Origin of the sequence: Roseimaritima multifibrata (genome assembly GCF_007741495.1) — a bacterium.
In the GTDB taxonomy this organism is placed as follows: domain Bacteria; phylum Planctomycetota; class Planctomycetia; order Pirellulales; family Pirellulaceae; genus Roseimaritima; species Roseimaritima multifibrata.
This window is the reverse complement of the sequence record NZ_CP036262.1, coordinates 804,494-824,256: the sequence shown is the minus strand read 5'-3', so window position 1 is coordinate 824,256 and position 19,763 is coordinate 804,494. Positions and strand designations below refer to the sequence as shown.

Below are 19,763 nucleotides of genomic sequence, written 5' to 3'. Positions count from 1 at the left end.
GACCGCAATGGCATCCCTTCGATACGTCATCCTGCATCACAAACTGCCTGCCAACCAAGGTCGCGGGCCTCATTTCGATGTGATGTTTGAAACCGCCCTCGGGTTGCAAACCTGGGCGGTCGAGACGCTTCCCGAACTGGATGGTCCCGCGGTGCCGGCATTATCGCTGCCGATTCACCGCCTGGCCTACCTTGACTATGAAGGTCCGGTTTCCAAAAACCGAGGGACCGTGCAGCGAGTCCGTTCAGGCGTTTATGATCGGCTCGGCGACACTGCGAATCAGATCGAATTCCAGCTACAGGAAGCGTCTAAATCGACCGTGAGCTGCGATCAAATTTTCGTGTTCAAACGCTTGGCGGCGGATCACATCGACGGCTGCGATTTGGACTGGAAACTATCCATAAAGACTCCGCCATCGCGAACACCAATCACCTCCAAAGCCGCCAACTGATAAACGGGGCCTTGTGGTTCAAACGCATGAATCGCATCGGGACCGGTATGTCCCATCATCGATAGTTTCCCATCGGACAGTTCAACCGATTCGATAATCATCGGTGCGTTGACGTAATTTTTGTGGTCACTGGGAACGGTGACCAAAGCGACGGGCGAATCATCCAGAGAATCTTTATCCCACAGGACTTCGATATCACTTTTGGCCGCTTCGCTGGAAATCCCTTTTGCAAATTTCGACACAGGCAGCGGAAGGGCTCCGGCACGCAGATTCTGAATTCGAACAGCCAGCACATTCGGTTCTTCGGTCAATTCAATCCGCACTTCACAGGAAACGACCGTATCGATTCGGCTGCTTCGATACCGAGCGGCCAACAAGATCTTGTCTTGTTCGATAACGACGCGTGGTTCTTCAACGCCTCGAGGAAGCAATTTCGGGAATTCTTCGGGGAGGATCAGCATCAGCCAGGCATTGATTTGCGAATCGGTAAACTCGGCCTGCCATCCCCCTTTGCGTTGCACGTCTTCCTGCAACTGTTCGACCTGCTGTTCCAGTTCGCGGCTTACCTGGGAAGCATCTTCGGGGACCGAACGTTGAGCTCGGGCATAGAATTCGGGGACCGAGCGCGTCTGACGATACGCCCAGTACAAGCCACACGCCGCCATTAGGCCAACGAGAAGCAGCGTGGTGGCAATTCTACTGACCCAACGACGCATAGCGATAAGCTCCCTTTGAGTTCAATCCGGCCCAGTACTAGTCTATCTGATCGTGCGCATCACTCACTAGAATCTTAACGGCGAGGGTAACCAGCCCTTTAAACGCTCTGCAATACCAACTGGGGGCACAGGCATGGGCGTTGTCACTTGCGGTTCCCCCGATAGCGGGAGCGTCCGATCTTGAATCCGAAGCCCCATCAGGTACTGGCCCCAGTGTGAATTCAGCAGTTTCGCGGCCGCACTTAAATCGCCATGGCGAAGTCGTTGAACGGCCAAAAAGGTTTGATTTTGCACCGCCGATTTCTCGGCATCGGTCAGAAAGAAATCGTACAGTTTGACGTTGTCGATCCAGATGCGACCGGGGGTCAGCAAGTCGATCGTCAGTCGCAGCTCTTCGATTTCCTGCTGCCCTAAGTCGGCAACCTCCAGCCACAGTGGTGCGGTTTGCCATTCTCCGTTCAATTCAGGCGTAAGCGTAACGCTCCGCCGCAGCGGTTCCCCGCGGGCGCGACCTTCGATTCCGATTCGAATTTGCGGAACCGGTTGAGATTCCTTCAGGACATCGCCACGGACCTGCAACGAAACCGCCAGCCGTCCGGTCGCAGGCACTTTAAACGGAGTGCTTACGATCCAAGTCCTAGCCGTCCCTCCTCCCGCGTTGGTCATGACGACGCTTTTATTGTCATCGGCTCCGATGTCGGCCACTTGGATGCTGCCCGGTGGGTGTTGAGCATGCATCCAGCCTGGGATCGAACGGGGCGTCTGTTCCGCGAAACTGCCATTCTGTAGTTCCGGATAAATCCGTGGAGAGGCCAGGACTGCGACCCTGGCCGCTAGCTCCTGCACACGTTCTCCTAATTGTCGCACAAACGTTTCCCCGTGCGCCGGTTGTTCGCTCCAGCGGACGATGGGATTGCGCCCTTGGATGCGGACGGCAAGGAGTTCTCCTGCAGCCAAAGTGGTTTGCCAATGGGTTCCTTTTCCGGTCAACGGCTCTCCCATAGGCAATGATTCACCCGCGATCGGCCGACCAAATTCCACATCGATGCTCATTGGCCAAGGGGAAACATTCACCGCGGAAATCGCGACTTGGTCCGAATAAATAATTTGTCGAATCTGCACACACGTTGGATGTTCGCCGCTTGCTTGAACGCTATGCATCGCCACATCCGGCAGCGACGCAAACGCTTGCAGGATATCGCGAGAGGCTTCTTCTTGCCCCCAAGGGACGGTCCAGCCCCCCACCGCCATGACTCTTGCATCTTGGTATTTCATCAACCGCGCCAACCGCTGTCGGTATCGATCGGCATCCGGAATGGCATGCACGAAACGGTGCGGACGTTTTTGTTCATTCCAGTGAGGCCTTCCTGAGGAAAAGCGAGCTCGAACTTCCAACGGCGGACGAAACACCATCGCACCGGAAAGCGGCCCTTTCGCCAAAATTTGATCCCACTCAGCGTCTTCATTTTGAGCCGCGTCACTCGCTTGCTGGACCACATCTCGAAAAACCGATTCACGGATCAATCGCAGAGGAACGACATTGGGCAAACGTCCGATATGTTCCCAGTCGAGCCCGGCTTCTTTGGCAATTGCTAAATCGGATGCTCCATCCGCCGATAAAAGTAGTAGATGGCGGCCTGCGGTCGCCTCTGCAATGCGAGCATACAACCCCATCAGCTCATTGGTTCGCCACGCATCAAAAGAATTTTTCCCATCGCCAGCGATCCAAGCGGTTGCTTTAGCCGGATCGACGGTCGCTCCGGCGGCCTGGGCCAGAAACCGCTGCTGGGTTAACGGATCTTGGGTCCATTTGCTTGGCGGCAACTGAACATAGGTCTGAGGCCCCAGATGAAGCCCTAAGCCCGCAAACGAAGCATGTTGCTGATATCGCTGTGTCAGTTCGCCAATCACCCCAACAATTGCATTTCCAACATCGGGGTGAAGTGGATTGTAATAAGGTGCCAATCCGCTTTTCGTCGCTGCTTCGATCACATAAGGCCGGCCCAGGGCGTCGACGGGCTGCAAGCCAACGTCCCCCGCAGCGATCTTTTCTTCCAAAGCCGGAAGCGGCGTCGCCAGTTCAACAGCCGGGACAATTCGCAAACCTTCCCGATCGAAAACTCGCAGCAACAATTCAAGCACATCCTTTTGAACGGGATCTTTCCCCGAAGTCGAAAAGGCTCCGTTGTCAAAGCGTGGAGTCGCGCCGATCTGTTGACTGGGATACAGCGTCCCACCTTCGCTCGATACGGTCAGGATGATCCCGTTGTATCCCGCCCACTTCAAATAGTCTGCCAAGCGACGAGCGGCAACCAAAAAGGTCTGCCAATCCTCGATGACCACGGCTCCGGCTTCGTCATAAAAACCTCGGTCGCCAAAACACTCTGCCAGTAAAGGCTTGTCCAAATACAAGGCAGCTAACCGGCCACTCGCACGGGCCTGTGCCGTCGAATTCGAGAAAGTCGTGCCGGCACTTAACAACGCAGGCCCTGCCTCGACCTGGATCGATTCAAATCGTGCGGGCTCGTTTGAATCATGGTTGGTCAAAACCAAATACGGGACCGGATCATGTGGCCAGTAAACGATCCGATGTTCGGCCCATTGTGATGTGGTGTTCGCGTCCACAGAAACCGACGTCGCGACTCCTGAATCAACTCCGATGGGAGGTAGATTGCCAGCGGCATCGGTCTGGACCACGCTCACGCCCAGCTTCATGATTTGATTGCGAGGGTAGCGGACCACGATAACGTGGGGACGTCCCATACTCTCTACCGGCAAAGGGCAAGCGTACCAAGCGTCCGGTGCCAAAACAGCGACAGGCTCTCCCGCGTGCAGCTCTTCCCCCAAAGGACCGCTGACCATCGGAGCATCGGCCGACGACAGAACACCAGGCATGCTGGGCAAAATTCGTTGAATCGTCCAAGCACGACGAAGCGGTTCGATCTTTCCGATCGTCTGAAAAGTCTTGTCATCTGGCGTAGCGGGCTGAGGAGCGACGACGACGACTTGCACCGTGCTTTCGGCAAGCGAATCTTCGCCACCAAGTCCCACAGCAGTTCCTTGCAAGATTGCCAGACCAGGCTTCCGCTGACGGACACATCTAAAATCGATATCGTAGGCACCTTCATCCGCTGGCAAGGCGAAATCAGCAACTTCGATCAAAGGCAGTTTTCCAGCTTCATCCACGTTTGCCTGCCAACGATACTCGTTGACATTCTGCCCGGTTCGCAACCGGCGGATCGTCGCAATCACTTCTAAAGAATCGCCAGCGGCAATCGTTTTTCCGGGATCGACAGATAACTGAAGCGGAGCGACTTCACCGGTTTGAAAGACCAGATGGGAGCGATCAAAATCAGCATGGATGGAATCACCATGCATCCGGCGAATGTAAACCGTTCCGACTCCGGGGATCTCTAGCGAAACCGGAGTTTGGAAGCAATCTTCCAGCGCAAAGGTTTTGGAGAGCGCTGGACCAGCGTGGTTCGTGGACTCGGGCCTCGTCACCAAAGCGTTTGCCTGCAAGGGATTTGCCTGCATCGCCCCTGCGGCGCCCGCAGTCACCTGTAACTGCAACGTCAAACGAGCGTCCGGGGATGCCTTGACATGGATATCCATCCCTCCCGATTCGACCGGACCTCGCGGCGCAAAAATCACGCGGCGGCCCTCATCGCTAAGCCGTATTGCTCCCGTCGTTCCTGCGGCCAAACAGAGGTTTCGAGGGGCGCTGATAACGCCTTGTTCGACATCCAGCGTCGAAGCAAACTGCAATGGTTGAGAGAGCGACCAAGTCACCCGTAACCGGGTGGCTCGTTCTGGAGAACTAGCAACTGCGGGGCGTGAGGCCGCACAGACCAGCATCAGAACAACAACCAACCACCACGCTCCACGCATGGGAGCCGGTTGGATAGCATCGCGCAACGGACGTCCGTGTCCGAACATGAGATTAGATTCCTAGCACTTCACAAGAACAATAATTCGCGATCGTACGCCTGCTGACAGCCAGAAGTAAAGCCAGATTTGAACCTAAAAACAGCGGTTTACCACAAATCCGACCGTTCAGTCCTCCCGGCGATCCGTTTGTCCCCCTCCCCGCCAAGGGGATCTGGAGGGCTCCAGGGCAAGCTAGCAAAATCGCTCGTCCCCAGGGGCTCTAGCGGGATCGGCTTCCATCGCCAGACGACCTAAATACCGGTCAGTGTCCCCGTTCCGTTGGCAAAACGATCGGTTTCTAAACCTAAGTGCTGCAGTTGGCTGACAAAGAGATTCGCCAGTGGTGGTCCTTTTTGAGGATCGAAGGCCAAATGCTGCCCGTGCTGGAATCGACCACCGGCGGCGATGATTGGCAGGTTCGAATTATTGTGGCTGGAGGCATTCCCGAGGTTGGATCCCATCAAAATGGATGTTTGATCTAACAACGTGTGCTCGCCCTCCCGAACTCCATCCAGTTTCCCTAGCAATTCACCAAACAACTTGAATTCCTCCAATTCAATGATTGCTAGCATCTCCAGCTTCTCTGGATCCCGTCCGTGGTGGCTAAGGTTGTGCCAGCCATCTTCGACACCGGGCAAACTGACCACCTCATTGCCGCCGGCTCCAAGAAAAGTAATCAGCCGAGTCGAATCGGACTGAAACGCAAGGAAAATCATCTCGTACATCAGCCGCATCCGACCGACAAAATCAGCTCGATCTTGCACATCGGTGGGCGGTTTCTGATCGATGATCGGCTTGGGCCGCTGTGCCCAATCTTCGGCTTGCACCAACCGCTGTTCCAGTTCACGGACGCTGGTCATGTACTGATCCAAAGTCTGATTGTCCTGACGACTGGCTCGTTTGGCGACCTGAGCGGTTTGATTTCGCACCAGATCCATCACGCTCTGGCCGTCTTTGATTCTTCGCAACTGAGTCGCTTGTTCCTCTTTTGTCCCTTCTAGAAAGAGTTTGGCAAACAATCGCGAAGGGCGGGTTTCGGATGGAATCTGCACTCCGGACCGGGTGTACGACAGACCCGAACGATCACTGGCCAGCGTTAGCGAAGAGAACCTCGTTCGATAACCAATCTGTTCGGCTGCAAACTGATCGACAGAAATCGTGTTTTTAAAACTGGGGTGTCCCGGATGCGGCGCCGCTGTCAGAAAACTTTTCTCTGCAGGATGCCCGCCATCGACGTCGGGGTGCATCAAGCCTGAAACAACCGTCCACTTGTCCCGGTATGGCTGCAACGGTTTCAGATACGGAGTGACCTCATATTCGCGTCCGGATTTGGTGGGGAAAAGGTTGGGCGTATGAATTCCAAGCGGAGCCCCGATGGCAAGCATCCGTCGCACATCCAAATCAGCCGTTTTCGGATCGTCGTCCTGGGGCGAAGCGGCTGCCGCGTTGACCGCGGGGGACCGGGTCATGCATTCCAACATCGGCAGCGCGACGCTGATGCCTCCGGCGCGAAGCACCGTACGACGTGGCAATGATTTCTTCATTTTGGATAACTCCACCGACTAAGGAATCGACAACGGCGCTGGCTTTGTCCCCTCCTAAGGGTCGACAAACCCTGGGCTGTTGACCACGGACTTCACTAACGACTTTAAACCATACGGCTCTGCTTTCGACTGCGTGACCAACGCTTCGATGGTCCCTTGATCGGCAAGCGTAACCGGCCGCCCTGTTCCATACACGAACAACTTGGCCGCTAGCGAGGTTGCGATTCGCTGTGGGTTTAAAGCCAACATCGCTCGGAAATTTTGGAAGCCATCAACCGTTTGTTCCGAGGGCAATGATACCGACGAGATCACCGGCGGCCCTTTTAAATAGCTGAGCTTGGGGCCGCTGATTTTTTCGCCCTCACCAATGGAGCGATAAAAATCCCGATGCCCACCGATGGCATCAAATTCCTCCAGAGCAAACCCTGGCGGGTCGATCCACTGATGACATTTCGCACAAGATTGGTTCCCGCTATGCAGTCGCATTTGTTCGCGAATGGTTGTGGCCCCGCGAATATCCGGCTCGACTGCGGGGATCCCTGGCGGCGGTGGCGGCATCACCTGCCCAAGCAAACCGTCCAGAACCCACAAACCACGTGTCACTGGCGAGGTCGTCGTTCCGTTCGCTGTCACTTTTAGCAGGCTTGCCTGAGCAAGCACGCCGCCGCGAACGCTCGTTTTCGGCAACGCGACCTTTTCGTAATTCTCATGTCCACGAAGGGCAGGGTTGTCCTTCAGAGAGAGGCCATAATGCCTAGCCAAACGTTCATTCAAGAAAGTAAAATCGGAATCAACGAACTGCTGAACACTTAGGTTCTCATCAAGCACATGGCGAAAGAATCGCGTTGTTTCTTGCACCATCGCTTCTTGGAGCAGCGGATCGAATTCGGGGTAGAGTTTCGTGTCGGGCGTTGTATCTTCGATTTCCCGCAATCGGAGCCACTGGCCGGTAAAATTCTGGACGAAATGCTGACTGCGGGGATCTTTTAACATCCGATCGACTTCCGCATTCCGAACCTCTGGGTCGATCAATCGATTGGCTGCAGCCAGCTTTAACAACCGGTCGTCGGGCATGGTCGACCACAAGAAGTAGGACATCCTTGAAGCAAGGTTGTACTGCTGGCACGTTTGCCGAGCACTGGGACCGGCGGCGACGGGGGGCTGATTGAGAAGTAAAAACTGAGGCGCACAGAGGACTGCGGTAACGCCCGAGCGGACGGCTTGTTCGAACGTCCGGCCCGCCTCCAAACGATCAAGCGTCAACTGCACAAACGGCTGCATTTCTTCATCGCTTACCGGACGGCGAAATGCGCGGGGGATCAGATCGTGCAGGATCCGCTCAGCGTCTTGCCGGGGTTGCGAAGAATCGACCACATGCCGCTGAACACCTTTGCGATGCCTCATCCAAACCGTTTCAGCGGGAACCAAAGATATTGAATCGACATCGCCGAACAGACGCTGCTGAGCAAGCGAAGGAAAATCTTGATCAAGCGGTCCAGTGGTCTCTGCCCAGGCAATGGCCACCCCAGGACGAGGTTCATGCTTATCGCGGTAAGTGATGTGTTCGGGCCAAATACGAGGCAGCACATGGATCGAATGGCCTTCTTCTATCGGGGAAGTGAATTCGATAATCCGAGGCTGTTCGGCTGAACCGGTGACGTCAAAGATACCGATGAAGCGACGGCTTTCCGTTCCAAACAGGCTGCCCACATAAACCGCGACGGCCAACGTTCGATCACTGGGATCGATAGGCCACACCGCTACGCGACATCGATACACCCCATCTTCAATCGGATGCACGGGATCGACACGAGCCGGCGGCCACCCCGGAGTGAACTTCACCAGCGCTCCATCGACTTCGATCACGCCCCCCTTTTTCTTTTTCACCGATTCTTGATTGTCGTTCACATCCAACAAGCGGACATGGCGTGTTTCCACGGGAAGTGGCTCGATTCTGCGGATGACGCTGTCAAAAGCGTGATTCGCCGCTTCCAAGTATTGCTCCATCAAGACCGACGAAATGCTTAACCCGTCGGCGACGTTGTCAAATCCCTGAACGCTTCCGTCCTCGGGCAACAGATCGACCAGCGAGGCATCGATTCCCAGCAGATCACGAACCGTGTTTTCGTACTCACGGCGATTCAATCGGCGGAGCGAGGCATAGCGATCGGCGGGAAGTTGGGACGCGTGCTCCAGGATCGCCGCTTGAAATCGAGCGATTTCGTTTTCCTCGGGGCGTTCTTCACCTTTGGGAGGCATCCGTTGCTGAAGGATTGCCTCGCGAACCTGCTTCCAAGCGGACAGGCCCTCGCTTGAAGGATCCGCACCGGCTAGCCCAACCAAGTCCAACCCCGCTTCTTTGGCATCCGAATCATGGCAGGCCGAGCAATGTTTCGTCACAAACGACTGCAAAGTAGTTTTCGGCGTAGCCGCGATCGAAACGTCCGGACAAGAAATGCAAGCAAGCAGCAACAGCGTTACCTTGACGAACGGCCGCCGAAAGAAGTCATCAAGAACCATGGTTTTTCAATTGTCCGGTTGCTGCAGAAAAGGGCTGCGACTAGCCCCTCATTCTAACCAGCCCCATCGGGCACATGGGAAACAACTCCCAAAGGGTTTCGCTGAAAGTCAACCGTTTGGCATTGACCGGAAGGCCTCCGGATCGTTACCTCCTATTCTTTAATGCTTTTCGCCAGAAAACCAAAAACCTTTCCGTCCTTATTCCGTTTGCCTTAAATTCTGGGTGGAGGAGTCCAATCGTGAACGATCCTCGGCGTCCTTTCGCCCTTCTGCAATCGGTACGCCTTTGGGCGTGCGGAATCCTACTCGCGTTTCAAACACTGCTCAGCGGACAACAATCGACGCTAACCCCGCAGACACAACTGGCCCCTGTGGCGCCTCGAAATACCTACGCGACGCCCGCTCCTCCATCCAGCACGCTCGGCAGCCCCATCTTCGACCCGTACCAAACGGGTAACGGAGCGGGCAATTTGCGCAATGTTTCACCTCCGCCGCAGTTGCCAGCCACGGGAGACCAGAGCGGTTTCGGATCGTTCTTCTCGGACATCGGAGCTCCTTTTGGTGCTCCCGCTGCTGGGACCAGCAGCTACGGAGCCCCCGCCCCCGGGACCTCCACTTTTGGAACCTCTCAACCGCCTGGAGCTCCGGCCTTTGGCGGCGGGGCTCCCGCGGGATACTCGGTAACACCCCCGGCGTACGCGCAGCAAAATCCACAAAGCGGTTACCCACAAACCTATTACCCACCTTCGGCCTATCCGAACAGCGCCCCCACCACGATGTTTCCCAACGGAGTGTTTGGCCCTGGTGGGATTTCAACGGGAAGCGGCTACGGAACGACCAGCCCCTACGGAATCCCTGCACCGCTGCGATTATTCCAAGGCCCCCGCGCCCGCTATGCTTGGCTGGGTGGAGGCGATAGTGCCGATGATTTGGGGATCAATTCAATCGACACTTCGATTGCGATGGCATTCCCGAATTTCTGTTACAGCAACCAGCCCCTGTATGTGTTGCCCTCGTTTTCGCTCCATATGTTAAGCGGTCCCAAAGGGGCGTCCGGCGGGAACGCCGATTTACCAGGCAGCGTTTACGATGCGTTCGTTGACTTTGGTTGGAAATCCGACCCGAATCAGTTGGCAGGGCTCGACCTAGGCTTGCGTCTTGGCGTTTTCACCGACTTTGACACGATGGATTCCGACAGCTTTCGGATCGCGGGGAAAGCGTTGGGCGTTTTTCAGTTGTCGCCGACGGCCACCATCAAAGCGGGTGCCATCTACACAGGTCGCAACCATATCAAACTGCTCCCCGCCGGTGGGCTGCTGTGGCAACCGAATCCTTACTCGCGATACGACATCACGTTCCCCAGCCCCAAACTATCGCACTACATTCGCACCGTTGGGGTCTACGATAGTTGGTGGTATGTGGCGGGACAATTCGGAGGTGGCACCTGGACCGTGGAACGGGCCGCCGGAGGAACCGATTCGGTTGACATGAATGACTACCGCGTCCTGCTTGGTCTGGAATGGGGACGCAGCGATCTGATTCGCATGGGTCGCCGTACCGCGTTTGCAGAAGTCGGCTACGTTTTTGGACGTGAAGTCGAATACAAGTACAATCCGGCTGACAATTTTGACCCCAACAACACCTTTCTATTGCAAATCGGGTTCGGGTACTAAACCGCTGCTGCAGCCAATAAGGCGGCAGCGACTTGCAAGTCTTCGGGCTGGGTGATTTTCAAATTCACGGCCGACCCCGGAACCATTTCAACCGCGACTCCACTGCGTTCCACCAATTGAGCATCATCGGTAACGGGTCGTCCTTGCCAGCGATCGTATGCAGACTGCAACACTTCGGTTCGGAAGACCTGTGGAGTGAGCGCTTCCCAAAGGTGTTCGCGACTGACCGTTACACAGCCGGCCGATTCGGGCGTTTGACGCTTTAAGGTGCCGCGAACGGGAGTCGCCAACAGAGCCGCCCCCGACTTCCACGCCGCGGCGATGACGGCCGCGATATCGGCATCGGGGACCAACGGTCTGGCCGCATCATGAATCGCCACCATGGGAGATTCCGCCGCTAACCGGAGACCTTCGCGGACGCTATCGGATCGCTCCTGCCCGCCTGCACATAAAAGGACGCCCAGCCGCTGCAGCGTTTCACGTTCAAGGTCCCACAGCGGCTGATCTTCATCAGCGATCGCGATGATGATCGGCCCCACCGCAGGCGATCGTCGCAGGCGTTCGACCGCATGCTGCCAAACCGGCCATGCCCCTAAACGAGCAAAGACCTTTTTTTCGCCAGCCTTCGAAAATCGACGGCTTTGACCGGCAGCTGGCAAAATCGCAGCAACCGATCCGGCAGGTGGAACAGGCAAAGAATTCATTCAAATCCGATTGTCAGAAAAGAAGTAAGTGCTGCACTCGCTTCACCCTTCCTTTGGAGCGTGAAGTTGTACAGGGCGATTGATTTGCGCGATCGATTTGCGTAATTGATTTGCGCGATCCGTTCGCCCCGTACGAAACCAACCGGTTTACCGGCGGGCTGCGGCATGTTTCAGTGACAGCCAAGCGGCGTCTTGCTGACTACTTGCCACGCACTGTTGGATGAAGAACATACCTTCGACGCCGTCATAGACGTTCGGATAAATGGTATCCCGTTTTTCAAACGACTTCCCTTCGGCCCGCTCGATCATCGCGTCAAATGCCGAACCGTAAATATTTGCGAAGGCTTCGAAAAAGCCTTCAGGATGGCCGGCCGGCAATCGGCAGGCTGCGGCCCCCGCTGGCGTCATGTAGGGAGCGTTTGGATCGCGAGTGTAGATCTTGTGCGGCTGGCCATTGGCCCGCACGTACATCTCATTGGGATTTTCTTGTCGCCACTGCAAGGATCCCTTAGTCCCATCAATTTCAATCAGCACATCATTTTCGCGGCCATGGCTAATCTGCGAAGCGGTGACCGTTCCCAGGCATCCATTTTCGTAGCGGATCACGGCGGTCCCATAGTCATCGAGGGCCCGTCCAGGAACAAACGTTTTCAGATGGCAACTGATCTGGTCGGGAAGCAGCCCGGTCATATATCGCCCGAGGTTGTACGCGTGGGTGGCAATATCGCCAAAAGCCCCAGCCGCACCACTCTTGGTCGGATCGGTTCGCCAAGCCGCTTGTTTCTGGTCTTCGGCCTCGATTTTGTCGCGTAACCAACCTTGGATGTATTGGACTCGAATCGCTTGGATTTCGCCCAGATCTCCATTCTGGATCATCGCTCGAGCCTGGCGGATGAGCGGATAGCCGGTGTAGTTATGCGAAACGGCAAAGACGACGTCGGACGCTTCGACCGCAGCCTGCAATGCTTCGGCTTGAGCCAGATCAAAAGTCATCGGTTTATCACAAATCACATTGAATCCCGCTTCAACCGCCTCTTTGGCGATATCGAAATGCGTGTGATTCGGAGTCGTGACACTCACAAAATCGATCCGCGTGTCATCCGGCAGTTTGCTTTCCGCCTCGAACATCTCCTCGTAGGACCCGTAGGCTCGATCAGGATCGATGTTGTAGTCGGCCGCCCCTTGCTTGGCCCGTTCGGGGTTGCTTGAAAGGGCTCCCGCAACAACCTCGGCACGATTATCAAGGCAGGCCCCAATCGAATGGACACGCCCAATAAACGAACCCGGTCCGCCTCCGACCAAGCCCATGCGAAGTTTGCGGTTTAGAGGAGCATTCACGCCCATGAGGAATCCTTGCATTAAGTGCCAAAATTTCAGGTCAATTCAAGTTCCAATCGTAAAGTTCCACGCGATCGCGTACAATCAGAGGTAGACTTTTGTTTTGAAACAAGCTGGTCTGAAATGCAAACAATCAACAATGCAACCAATCGCGTGGAGTCTGATTGATGGAACCAATGAGAACCTTGAAAAGCATCGATAATTCGACAACCTGTTGCCGTCCGCTAAAGCGAGCGATCGTCGGTGGCCTGGGCTTGGTGTTGGCTGGGGTAATTTTTGTTGGCGGATTGTGGATGGGGCGTCAGCAGTCGGCTCCGGGCTTTAATCCGGCGCCTCTGATGCTGGATGCAACCGCAAGCGACACCAACGGCAGTTTCACGATTGCTACGGGAGCCGTCGGCAAGTCAGCAGAAGGCTTGTTCATGCTCGATCACGAATCGGGTTTGTTGCAGTGCCACGTCATTTACCCACGCATTGGGCGAATGGGTGCTTCGTTCGCAACCAATGTAAAAGACGTTCTTCCTGGTGGCGGGAAGGGTGGCGGCTACATCATGGTGACCGGACTGGCTGAATTTCCAGGCGGATCGAACCAACCGTTAGGAGCGGGCGCAGTCGTCTATGTGATGGACACCTCTTCAGGCGCGTATGCGTGTTATGGCGTTCCATTTGACCGAGTCGCTGAAAATGCTGGGCGTCCGCAGCAGAATGCACTTGTGGTCCTAGCGACCGGCGAAGCTCGCCAAGTGGTCGAACGGGACAACCTCCGATAACGACTCTCTCGTAGTCAAGCTCCAAATTGGTTTCTTGCCAAAATTGTTCGAGGTTAGAAGACACGGTGCCGTTTGCACCGTTTCTTCGTGATGTTTCCGCCGTGCGGCGCGGCAATGGTTTTTTCGCGTTCGGGGCTCGGGGTGTCGAAGAACATCCTTAGAACCCCGCACTGACGAATGACGTTTGCCTCTTGAGGTCTTCCCAAATCATCAGTCTTCGCCGCGATCACGTCCTGCCTACAACCGGCACCTCGTGAGAGCCTTCCACAATCCGAGCCTTCGGTTGTTGTGGTCGCGGCCGTGAGCCCTGATGCCTCGCCTTAGTGGCAAACGTCATCGTCATGCGGGGGTAATTCATTGCTTCCCTTTGCCCCTTCCCAAAGGACGTACGATGTCCAAAAAAGACACGTTTCGGGTCGTTACCCGTGCTGAAGATGGTTCCCTGCTGATTCGCGACTACCCAACAGTCGATCCACTTCTCCAGTCGCACACCCAAATCGGCATCGACGACTGCAGCACCGACCTCGCCCTTCGCGGAATGCCAATCTTTCGCGGTCTTGTCGGCCCGATGCCCGAAAACAAGAACATCGTTCGCTACGAATCGCCTCAAGTCTTTGAAGCGATGACCAAAGAGTGGACGGCCAAACCTAATCGCAAACGTGCCCGGCGAAGAACCGCCAAGCCAGAAGGCATCGAAGCCGTTGCCGAAACCGTCAGCGAAACGGTTTAATCCGGGCAACCGCATCAGGCCGCCTTCTTTACCTTCATGCGGCCGGTTTTCAAAGCGGAGCGGCGAGAGCCGCCCGTAATCGCGCGATCTCCCCCAACCGACAAAGGCCGGACGGCTAAGAAGGGGCGGTGCATTGTCTTCCTAGCGGAGCGGCGCGAGCCGCCCGGCAATCGCGCGATCCCCCACTCCCAAAAAGGCCGGACGGCTTGCGCCGTGCCGCTAAGAAGGGTGACGCGAGCCGCCCCGGCAATCTTGCGGTTTCCGCTAAGAAGGGTCGACCAGACTTCCCCACCAGTCTTTTCCTGGTTGGAAATTTTCTTCGAGGTACTCGGCGTGCTTTCGTTCCAGCCGAGGCAACTGCATCGATTTGATCTGACGATGCCATTGCTTCTTTTCGGCTTCGTCGAAATTTGGGTTTGCCTGGGGGATCTGAGCCCCGACCGACTGCAACCAATCTTGCAATTTTTTGCTCATCTGTTGCACCCGAGGCCGATTCTCCGCTGCGACATCCGTTTGCTCGCTGGGATCTTTGCGAAGATTGTAAAGTTCGTCACGTCCATCTTCGTAGTAGTGAATCAGCTTCCATTCATTCTGGCGAAGAATCGATGAAGGCTCACCACCCTGGTTTCCATAATGCGGGTAATGCCAATAGAGTGGCCGCTCCGCAATATCGCCTCCACTTAGCAACGGTTTTAAACTTTGCCCATCCGCATGCTGACCGGGCATCAGTGGTACCCCTGCAAGGTCCAGTAACGTGGGGTAGAAATCGGCTCCAGTGACCGGCACATCGCTTACAGCCCCCGCCTCTGTTAAACCGGGAACTCGAATAAAAAAGGGTTCCCGAATCCCTCCCTCCCATTGCCGTCCCTTGCCGCCGCGAAGTGGCAGGTTGCTGGTACTGTAAGCATCGCCCGACGAAACACCTCCATTGTCGGAAGTGAACACGACGATCGTATTTTCATCGATCCCCAATCGTTTCAACGCGGTCAAAACCCGACCTACCGCATCGTCCATCGATTCGATCATCCCTCCATAGATCGGGCAATCTTGGACCTGCCGAACCGGTAAAGTTCGATCGATAAGAAAGCGAGATTCTGGATCGTCTGCCTGCTTGGCTTTCTGCTGGTACTTCGACCACAACGGTTGCGTCGTTTGGATCGGTCCATGCACGCTGTAGAAAGAAAGGAACGCGAAAAACGGCTGCTTGTTTTCCTCCTGAACCTGCTCGATAAACGTGACGGTTTCGTCCGCCAAACGTATTGGCAACGATTCTCCGGCAGGACCGTCACTCAATTTTGGATTTTTGTAAGGAGAGAAATATCCACCCGGTGGGCTGCCTCGATGGTGTCCGCCGGCATTGACTTCAAAACCATGGTCTTCCGGGAACGACCCCTTGTCGCCCAAATGCCATTTACCGGCAAAAAAGGTTCGATAGCCCGCTTCCTTAAAAGCTTCCGCAATCGTTGTCTCTTCTTGATTCAATTGGTGCTGGTATTCAGAGGGCAGGATTCGGTCATTCCGCTTCCATTTCGTTCCAGACGCCGCCCCGATCCAGTCGGTAATTCCGTGTCGAGCCGGAAATTTCCCCGTCATAATACTCGCCCGCGAAGGACTGCAGACCTGACAGGTGGCGTAACCCTGCGTAAAACGCATCCCCGATTCGGCTAGGCCATCCAGATGCGGACTTTCATAAAAACTTGAACCTTCACCACTCAAGTCCCGCCATCCTAAATCATCCGCCAGAATGAAAAGAATGTTTGGCCGATCGCTCCGGTCGGCTGGCGCTGCACAACTTTCGGTCGCCGCCCCAAAACAGTGAACAAATACCGTCAGAGCAAAAACGGAAAGAGCCGAAAAAGGTTGCAAGGAACGACTGGGCGATGGGGAGGATTCGCTCAGCCGATGACAAACATTCAATGAAAACATGGGCGTCGAAAAAATCATGGTCAAAAGGAAAGGCTTGGCAAACAATCAGTCAACAAACACAAACTCATTGCAATTGAACAACGCCAAGCAGAGATGAGCGAGCGGAAGATTGGGGTCGTTTCCAGCCAACGGATGATGCTGATTCCAAAAAAGATCCACATCATCATAATCTGCCAGAGTTGGTTGACGCCCCAAGATTCGCTGGAACGCGACAGCAATTTGCTCGCGAGGCTCCTCCTGTTCCGCCGCGATCGATGCGGCAAGTTGATTGGCTATTTCAAACGAGAAGCTTGAATTCAGCAGATGCAGCGATTGAGGTGCGGTGGTTGATTTTCCCCGCTGAGGGCAACTGACATTTGCACTGGGACGATCGAAAACTTCGAAAATGGGGTAACGCAGATTACGACGGGCAAAAACATACAAGCTGCGCCGCTGATGTTCGCCCACATCTTCCGTCACATCCCACTGTTTCTTAAGCAAGGTTTCGAGCAATTCCTGGGGCAGCGGAGGCCGCACGCCCGGGCCCCCCGTATCGAAGGACAAACCGCCCGCGGAAAACAACATCGCGTCTCGAATCGCTTCCCCCTCCAGTCGCCATCGCGTATACCGCGAAAGCAACGCACCGGATGGATCCCGTTCAAGTGACCGCTGCCAAGTTGCCAGTTCCACATCCGATCGGTCCGCCGGCAAAAAACTTCGCTGTCGGTAGGTTGCCGAGGTCACAATCTTTTTATGAAGAGCCTTCAGACTCCAATCCTGCTCGATCAAATAGTCAGCCAACCAGTCAAGCAATTCATCGTGGCTGGGGTACTCACCGGTGACCCCAAAGTCGCTTGGCGTGGTCACGATCCCCTGTCCGAAATGGTACAGCCAAACACGATTGACGATCACTCGCGCGGTCAGCGGATTCCTGCTATCGACAAGCCACTTTGCGAACTCGGTCCGCAGCCCCTTGCTCTTGTCGGTTACCGTAGGCTGAAAATCCGCAAGGTCTTCGGCGATCACTCTCAACACGCCCGGTTGGACTTTGGGGCCAGGGCGGCGGAAATCCCCTCGCAACATTAAATGACTTGGTTTTGCGAAAGCGGGGTCCTCTTGAAACACCGAAAGCGACACGTTCTTTTTCAAGCGAATCGCAGGCCGAAAAATCGCTCGCAATCGATAAAAATCAGCCTGGCTAATCGAATCGAATTTGTGGTCGTGACACTGTGCACAGCCGACCTGCAAACCCAAAATCACTTCACCAACCGTCGAGACCATTTCGTTTAAGACCGTATGCATCCGTTCTTCGGTCAAATTGATATCTGGCATATCGGGCCCCGACAAACAAAACCGCGTCGCCGTGACCGCGGAATCATCGTCCGGCGAAATCTCGTCTCCAGCCAACTGCAACGTCAAGAATTCGTCGTAGGGCATGTCCGCGTTCAACGCCGAAACCACCCAGTCACGATACTTCCAAGCTTCGCCGCGGACTTTGTCATGTTCAAATCCATCGGTTTCGGCAAACCGTGCCAGATCAAGCCAATGCTGCGCCCAGCGTTCACCGTATCGAGGCGACCCCAACAGACGATCAACCAAACGCAGATAAGCCGCTGGATGCGGATCGGTTACGAAAGCTTCGATTTCCTCCGCCGTCGGCGGCAGCCCCGTAAGGTCGTAGCTCAAGCGACGAATCAAATCCCGTTTCGTCGCCGCGGGCTGAGGCATTAATTCAGCTCGCTCCAGTTCTCGATAGACAAGGTCATCAATCTCATTAATCGCCCAAGGATGGCGAGGATGTCCGGAAAGGTCGACTTTCAGCCGAGGCAAAAAGGCCCAGTGCTCTCGGTCCTCGGCCGTGATCGGAAGTTCAACGTAGTCAGGTTCGGTCGCCGGTTCTTCCGCAAATCCAATACCCGAAAAAAGGGCAAACAGGCTGCACAGAAAACCGCACGCCCAAAAACGCGGAATCGCACAACCGGCCATCAGGAATTTCCTATCAAAGCATGAACCACTTCCGCATCACTAGGCCCGGTCAGACGCTTATCCAGTCCGTTGTGCAAGAAGGTCAGATCGTAATGATCTACTCCCAGCAAATGGAGCAACGTCGCGTGAAAATCACGCACAGGAACTTTGTCGGTAACAGCTCGCAATCCAATATCGTCGGTCGCACCGTAAGCACGTCCCCCTTGGATTCCGGCGCCTGCCAGCCAAGCACAATAGCCCCATGGATTGTGGTCTCGTCCCTTTCCCTGCTCACTCATCGGCATCCGTCCGAACTCGCCGCCCCAGATCACCAACGTATCTTCGAACAGTCCGCGTTGTTTCAAGTCGGCCAATAATCCAGCGATCGGTTTGTCGGTCTTCTGGCAGTACTCGGAATGATTTTTATCGACGTCGGCGTGAGCGTCCCATCCATTGGTGTCCCCCGAATACAGCTGCACAAACCGAACCCCACTTTCAATCATCCGGCGAGCCAACAAGCAACGTTGACCGAATTCCTTCGTTTCAGGCCGGTCGATTCCGTACATCTGATGCGTCGACTGGGTTTCGTCCGCAAGGTCAACCAGCTGCGGCGCTTCGGCCTGCATCTGGAAAGCCAGTTCGTAGGCTTTGACCCGCGAGGCCAATTGATCATCGAAATCTCGATTCTGCAAATGCCTTTTGTTCAATGAATCGATCAGTTGCAGGTCGATTCGCTGCTGTTCCGGTTGAACGCCCGGCTGCGGGCGAAGATCCAGAATCGGAGTTCTCCCCGGACGCATCGTGACGCCCTGGTAGGCAGCCGACAAATACCCGCTTCCCCAAGCCGGCGGCCCTCCTTTCAGACCGCCCCCTGGATCAGGCAGAACGATAAACGCTGGCATGTTTTCATTTTCGGAACCCAAACCGTAAGCGACCCAGCTCCCCACACTAGGGTTGCCCATCAGGACGCTGCCGGTGTTCATTTGATAAACCGCCTGCGGATGGTTCACGCTCTCGCCATGCAGCGAACGAACCACACACAGATCATCCGCATGTTCGGCGGTATGCGGTAAAAAATCGCTAATTTCCAGCCCCGATTTGCCACGCGGCCGAAACGGACGCAAAGGTGCCAACAACGGATTCTTGGCGACATTGCGGCGGGTCATCACATTGCCAAAACTGTCAGGCAACGGTTTGCCGCTGTGCTTGATCAACGCCGGCTTCGGATCAAACAGATCGACGTGGCTGGGGCCACCATGCATGAACAACCAAATCACACGTTTGGCGCGAGGCTGCCGAAGAACCGGTTTCGGTTTGGCATCCGCCAGCGTCGCCAGCGCCAACATCCCCGCTCCACCACCCGCTCGAGCGAGAAAGTCACGTCGCAAACTTTCTCGAGCAGGATCGGGCATTTTTGAGTTGGGAGTTTTGAGTTGGGAGGTGGGAGGTGGGAGACACGGAGACACGGAGACACGGAGAGCTGTTGTTTCCTGACGATAGCAGTCCTTGCTGTACAA

The 19,763-nt window shown here is 55.4% G+C and carries 13 protein-coding genes; 4 read left to right on the top strand and 9 right to left on the bottom strand.

Translation table 11 applies throughout. The features are described from left to right. Positions 1-7 precede the first annotated feature (7 nt). Positions 8-451: a hypothetical protein gene (locus tag FF011L_RS03160; RefSeq protein WP_145350112.1), complete on the top strand. Its 444-nt coding sequence runs from the start codon at positions 8-10 to the stop codon at positions 449-451. Here FF011L_RS03160 and FF011L_RS03155 read toward each other — a convergent pair. From FF011L_RS03155 to FF011L_RS03140, 4 genes are all read right to left on the bottom strand, one after another. Beyond that, positions 364-1,167, bottom strand: a complete 804-nt coding sequence (locus tag FF011L_RS03155) for a hypothetical protein (RefSeq protein ID WP_145350111.1) — start codon at positions 1,165-1,167, stop codon at positions 364-366. The genes FF011L_RS03160 and FF011L_RS03155 overlap by 88 nt on opposite strands. Positions 1,168-1,233: 66 nt before the next feature. Continuing rightward, on the bottom strand, positions 1,234-5,106 hold the full coding sequence (locus tag FF011L_RS03150) for an alpha-amylase family protein (protein ID WP_145350110.1): 3,873 nt from the start codon (positions 5,104-5,106) through the stop codon (positions 1,234-1,236). Between the two features lie 242 nt (positions 5,107-5,348). Next, the gene (locus FF011L_RS03145; RefSeq protein WP_145350109.1) at positions 5,349-6,641 is read right to left on the bottom strand and encodes a DUF1552 domain-containing protein; all 1,293 of its coding nucleotides are present in this window, start codon (positions 6,639-6,641) and stop codon (positions 5,349-5,351) included. Positions 6,642-6,695: 54 nt separating this feature from the next. After that, the gene (locus tag FF011L_RS03140; RefSeq protein ID WP_145350108.1) at positions 6,696-9,161 is read right to left on the bottom strand and encodes a DUF1592 domain-containing protein; all 2,466 of its coding nucleotides are present in this window, start codon (positions 9,159-9,161) and stop codon (positions 6,696-6,698) included. 239 nt (positions 9,162-9,400) lie between these two features. Here FF011L_RS03140 and FF011L_RS03135 point away from each other — a divergent pair, with 239 nt between their 5' ends. After that, complete coding sequence (locus FF011L_RS03135; RefSeq protein ID WP_246109697.1) at positions 9,401-10,834, top strand: hypothetical protein; 1,434 nt, start codon at positions 9,401-9,403, stop codon at positions 10,832-10,834. Here the strand turns inward: FF011L_RS03135 and ispD are convergent. Beyond that, positions 10,831-11,538: a 2-C-methyl-D-erythritol 4-phosphate cytidylyltransferase gene (gene ispD / locus FF011L_RS03130; RefSeq protein WP_145350107.1), complete on the bottom strand. Its 708-nt coding sequence runs from the start codon at positions 11,536-11,538 to the stop codon at positions 10,831-10,833. The two genes, FF011L_RS03135 and ispD, sit on opposite strands and share 4 nt — an antisense overlap. 147 nt (positions 11,539-11,685) lie before the next feature. Then, complete coding sequence (locus FF011L_RS03125; protein ID WP_246109696.1) at positions 11,686-12,882, bottom strand: Gfo/Idh/MocA family protein; 1,197 nt, start codon at positions 12,880-12,882, stop codon at positions 11,686-11,688. Between the two features lie 170 nt (positions 12,883-13,052). On the opposite strand from FF011L_RS03125, the gene FF011L_RS03120 reads away from it, so the two are divergent. Then, complete coding sequence (locus tag FF011L_RS03120) at positions 13,053-13,646, top strand: hypothetical protein (RefSeq protein ID WP_145350106.1); 594 nt, start codon at positions 13,053-13,055, stop codon at positions 13,644-13,646. Between the two features lie 391 nt (positions 13,647-14,037). After that, positions 14,038-14,376: a hypothetical protein gene (locus FF011L_RS03115; RefSeq protein WP_145350105.1), complete on the top strand. Its 339-nt coding sequence runs from the start codon at positions 14,038-14,040 to the stop codon at positions 14,374-14,376. Positions 14,377-14,640: 264 nt separating this feature from the next. Here the strand turns inward: FF011L_RS03115 and FF011L_RS03110 are convergent, their stop codons facing one another. From FF011L_RS03110 to FF011L_RS03100, 3 genes are read right to left on the bottom strand one after another with little or no spacing between them, the layout of a single operon-like run. Next, positions 14,641-16,320, bottom strand: a complete 1,680-nt coding sequence (locus FF011L_RS03110) for a sulfatase (RefSeq protein WP_246109695.1) — start codon at positions 16,318-16,320, stop codon at positions 14,641-14,643. A gap of 27 nt (positions 16,321-16,347) precedes the next feature. Next, on the bottom strand, positions 16,348-18,267 hold the full coding sequence (locus FF011L_RS03105) for a DUF1549 and DUF1553 domain-containing protein (RefSeq protein ID WP_145350104.1): 1,920 nt from the start codon (positions 18,265-18,267) through the stop codon (positions 16,348-16,350). Continuing rightward, positions 18,267-19,658 (bottom strand): DUF1501 domain-containing protein, encoded by a 1,392-nt coding sequence (locus tag FF011L_RS03100; protein ID WP_145350103.1) that lies wholly within the window; start codon positions 19,656-19,658, stop codon positions 18,267-18,269. Before FF011L_RS03100 ends, FF011L_RS03105 begins: the two co-directional genes overlap by 1 nt. Positions 19,659-19,763: the final 105 nt, after the last annotated feature.

Bases quoted from the DNA above. Each gene is read 5' to 3' on its own strand.
- ispD (WP_145350107.1), bottom strand. From the start codon at position 11,538: ATGAATTCTTTGCCTGTTCCACCTGCCGGATCGGTTGCTGCGATTTTG.
- FF011L_RS03125 (WP_246109696.1), bottom strand. From the start codon at position 12,882: ATGGGCGTGAATGCTCCTCTAAACCGCAAACTTCGCATGGGCTTGGTC.
- FF011L_RS03150 (WP_145350110.1), bottom strand. From the start codon at position 5,106: ATGTTCGGACACGGACGTCCGTTGCGCGATGCTATCCAACCGGCTCCC.
- FF011L_RS03100 (WP_145350103.1), bottom strand. From the start codon at position 19,658: ATGCCCGATCCTGCTCGAGAAAGTTTGCGACGTGACTTTCTCGCTCGA.
- FF011L_RS03115 (WP_145350105.1), top strand. From the start codon at position 14,038: ATGTCCAAAAAAGACACGTTTCGGGTCGTTACCCGTGCTGAAGATGGT.
- FF011L_RS03120 (WP_145350106.1), top strand. From the start codon at position 13,053: ATGAGAACCTTGAAAAGCATCGATAATTCGACAACCTGTTGCCGTCCG.
- FF011L_RS03145 (WP_145350109.1), bottom strand. From the start codon at position 6,641: ATGAAGAAATCATTGCCACGTCGTACGGTGCTTCGCGCCGGAGGCATC.
- FF011L_RS03160 (WP_145350112.1), top strand. From the start codon at position 8: ATGGCATCCCTTCGATACGTCATCCTGCATCACAAACTGCCTGCCAAC.
- FF011L_RS03110 (WP_246109695.1), bottom strand. From the start codon at position 16,320: ATGATTTTTTCGACGCCCATGTTTTCATTGAATGTTTGTCATCGGCTG.
- FF011L_RS03105 (WP_145350104.1), bottom strand. From the start codon at position 18,267: ATGGCCGGTTGTGCGATTCCGCGTTTTTGGGCGTGCGGTTTTCTGTGC.
- FF011L_RS03155 (WP_145350111.1), bottom strand. From the start codon at position 1,167: ATGCGTCGTTGGGTCAGTAGAATTGCCACCACGCTGCTTCTCGTTGGC.
- FF011L_RS03140 (WP_145350108.1), bottom strand. From the start codon at position 9,161: ATGGTTCTTGATGACTTCTTTCGGCGGCCGTTCGTCAAGGTAACGCTG.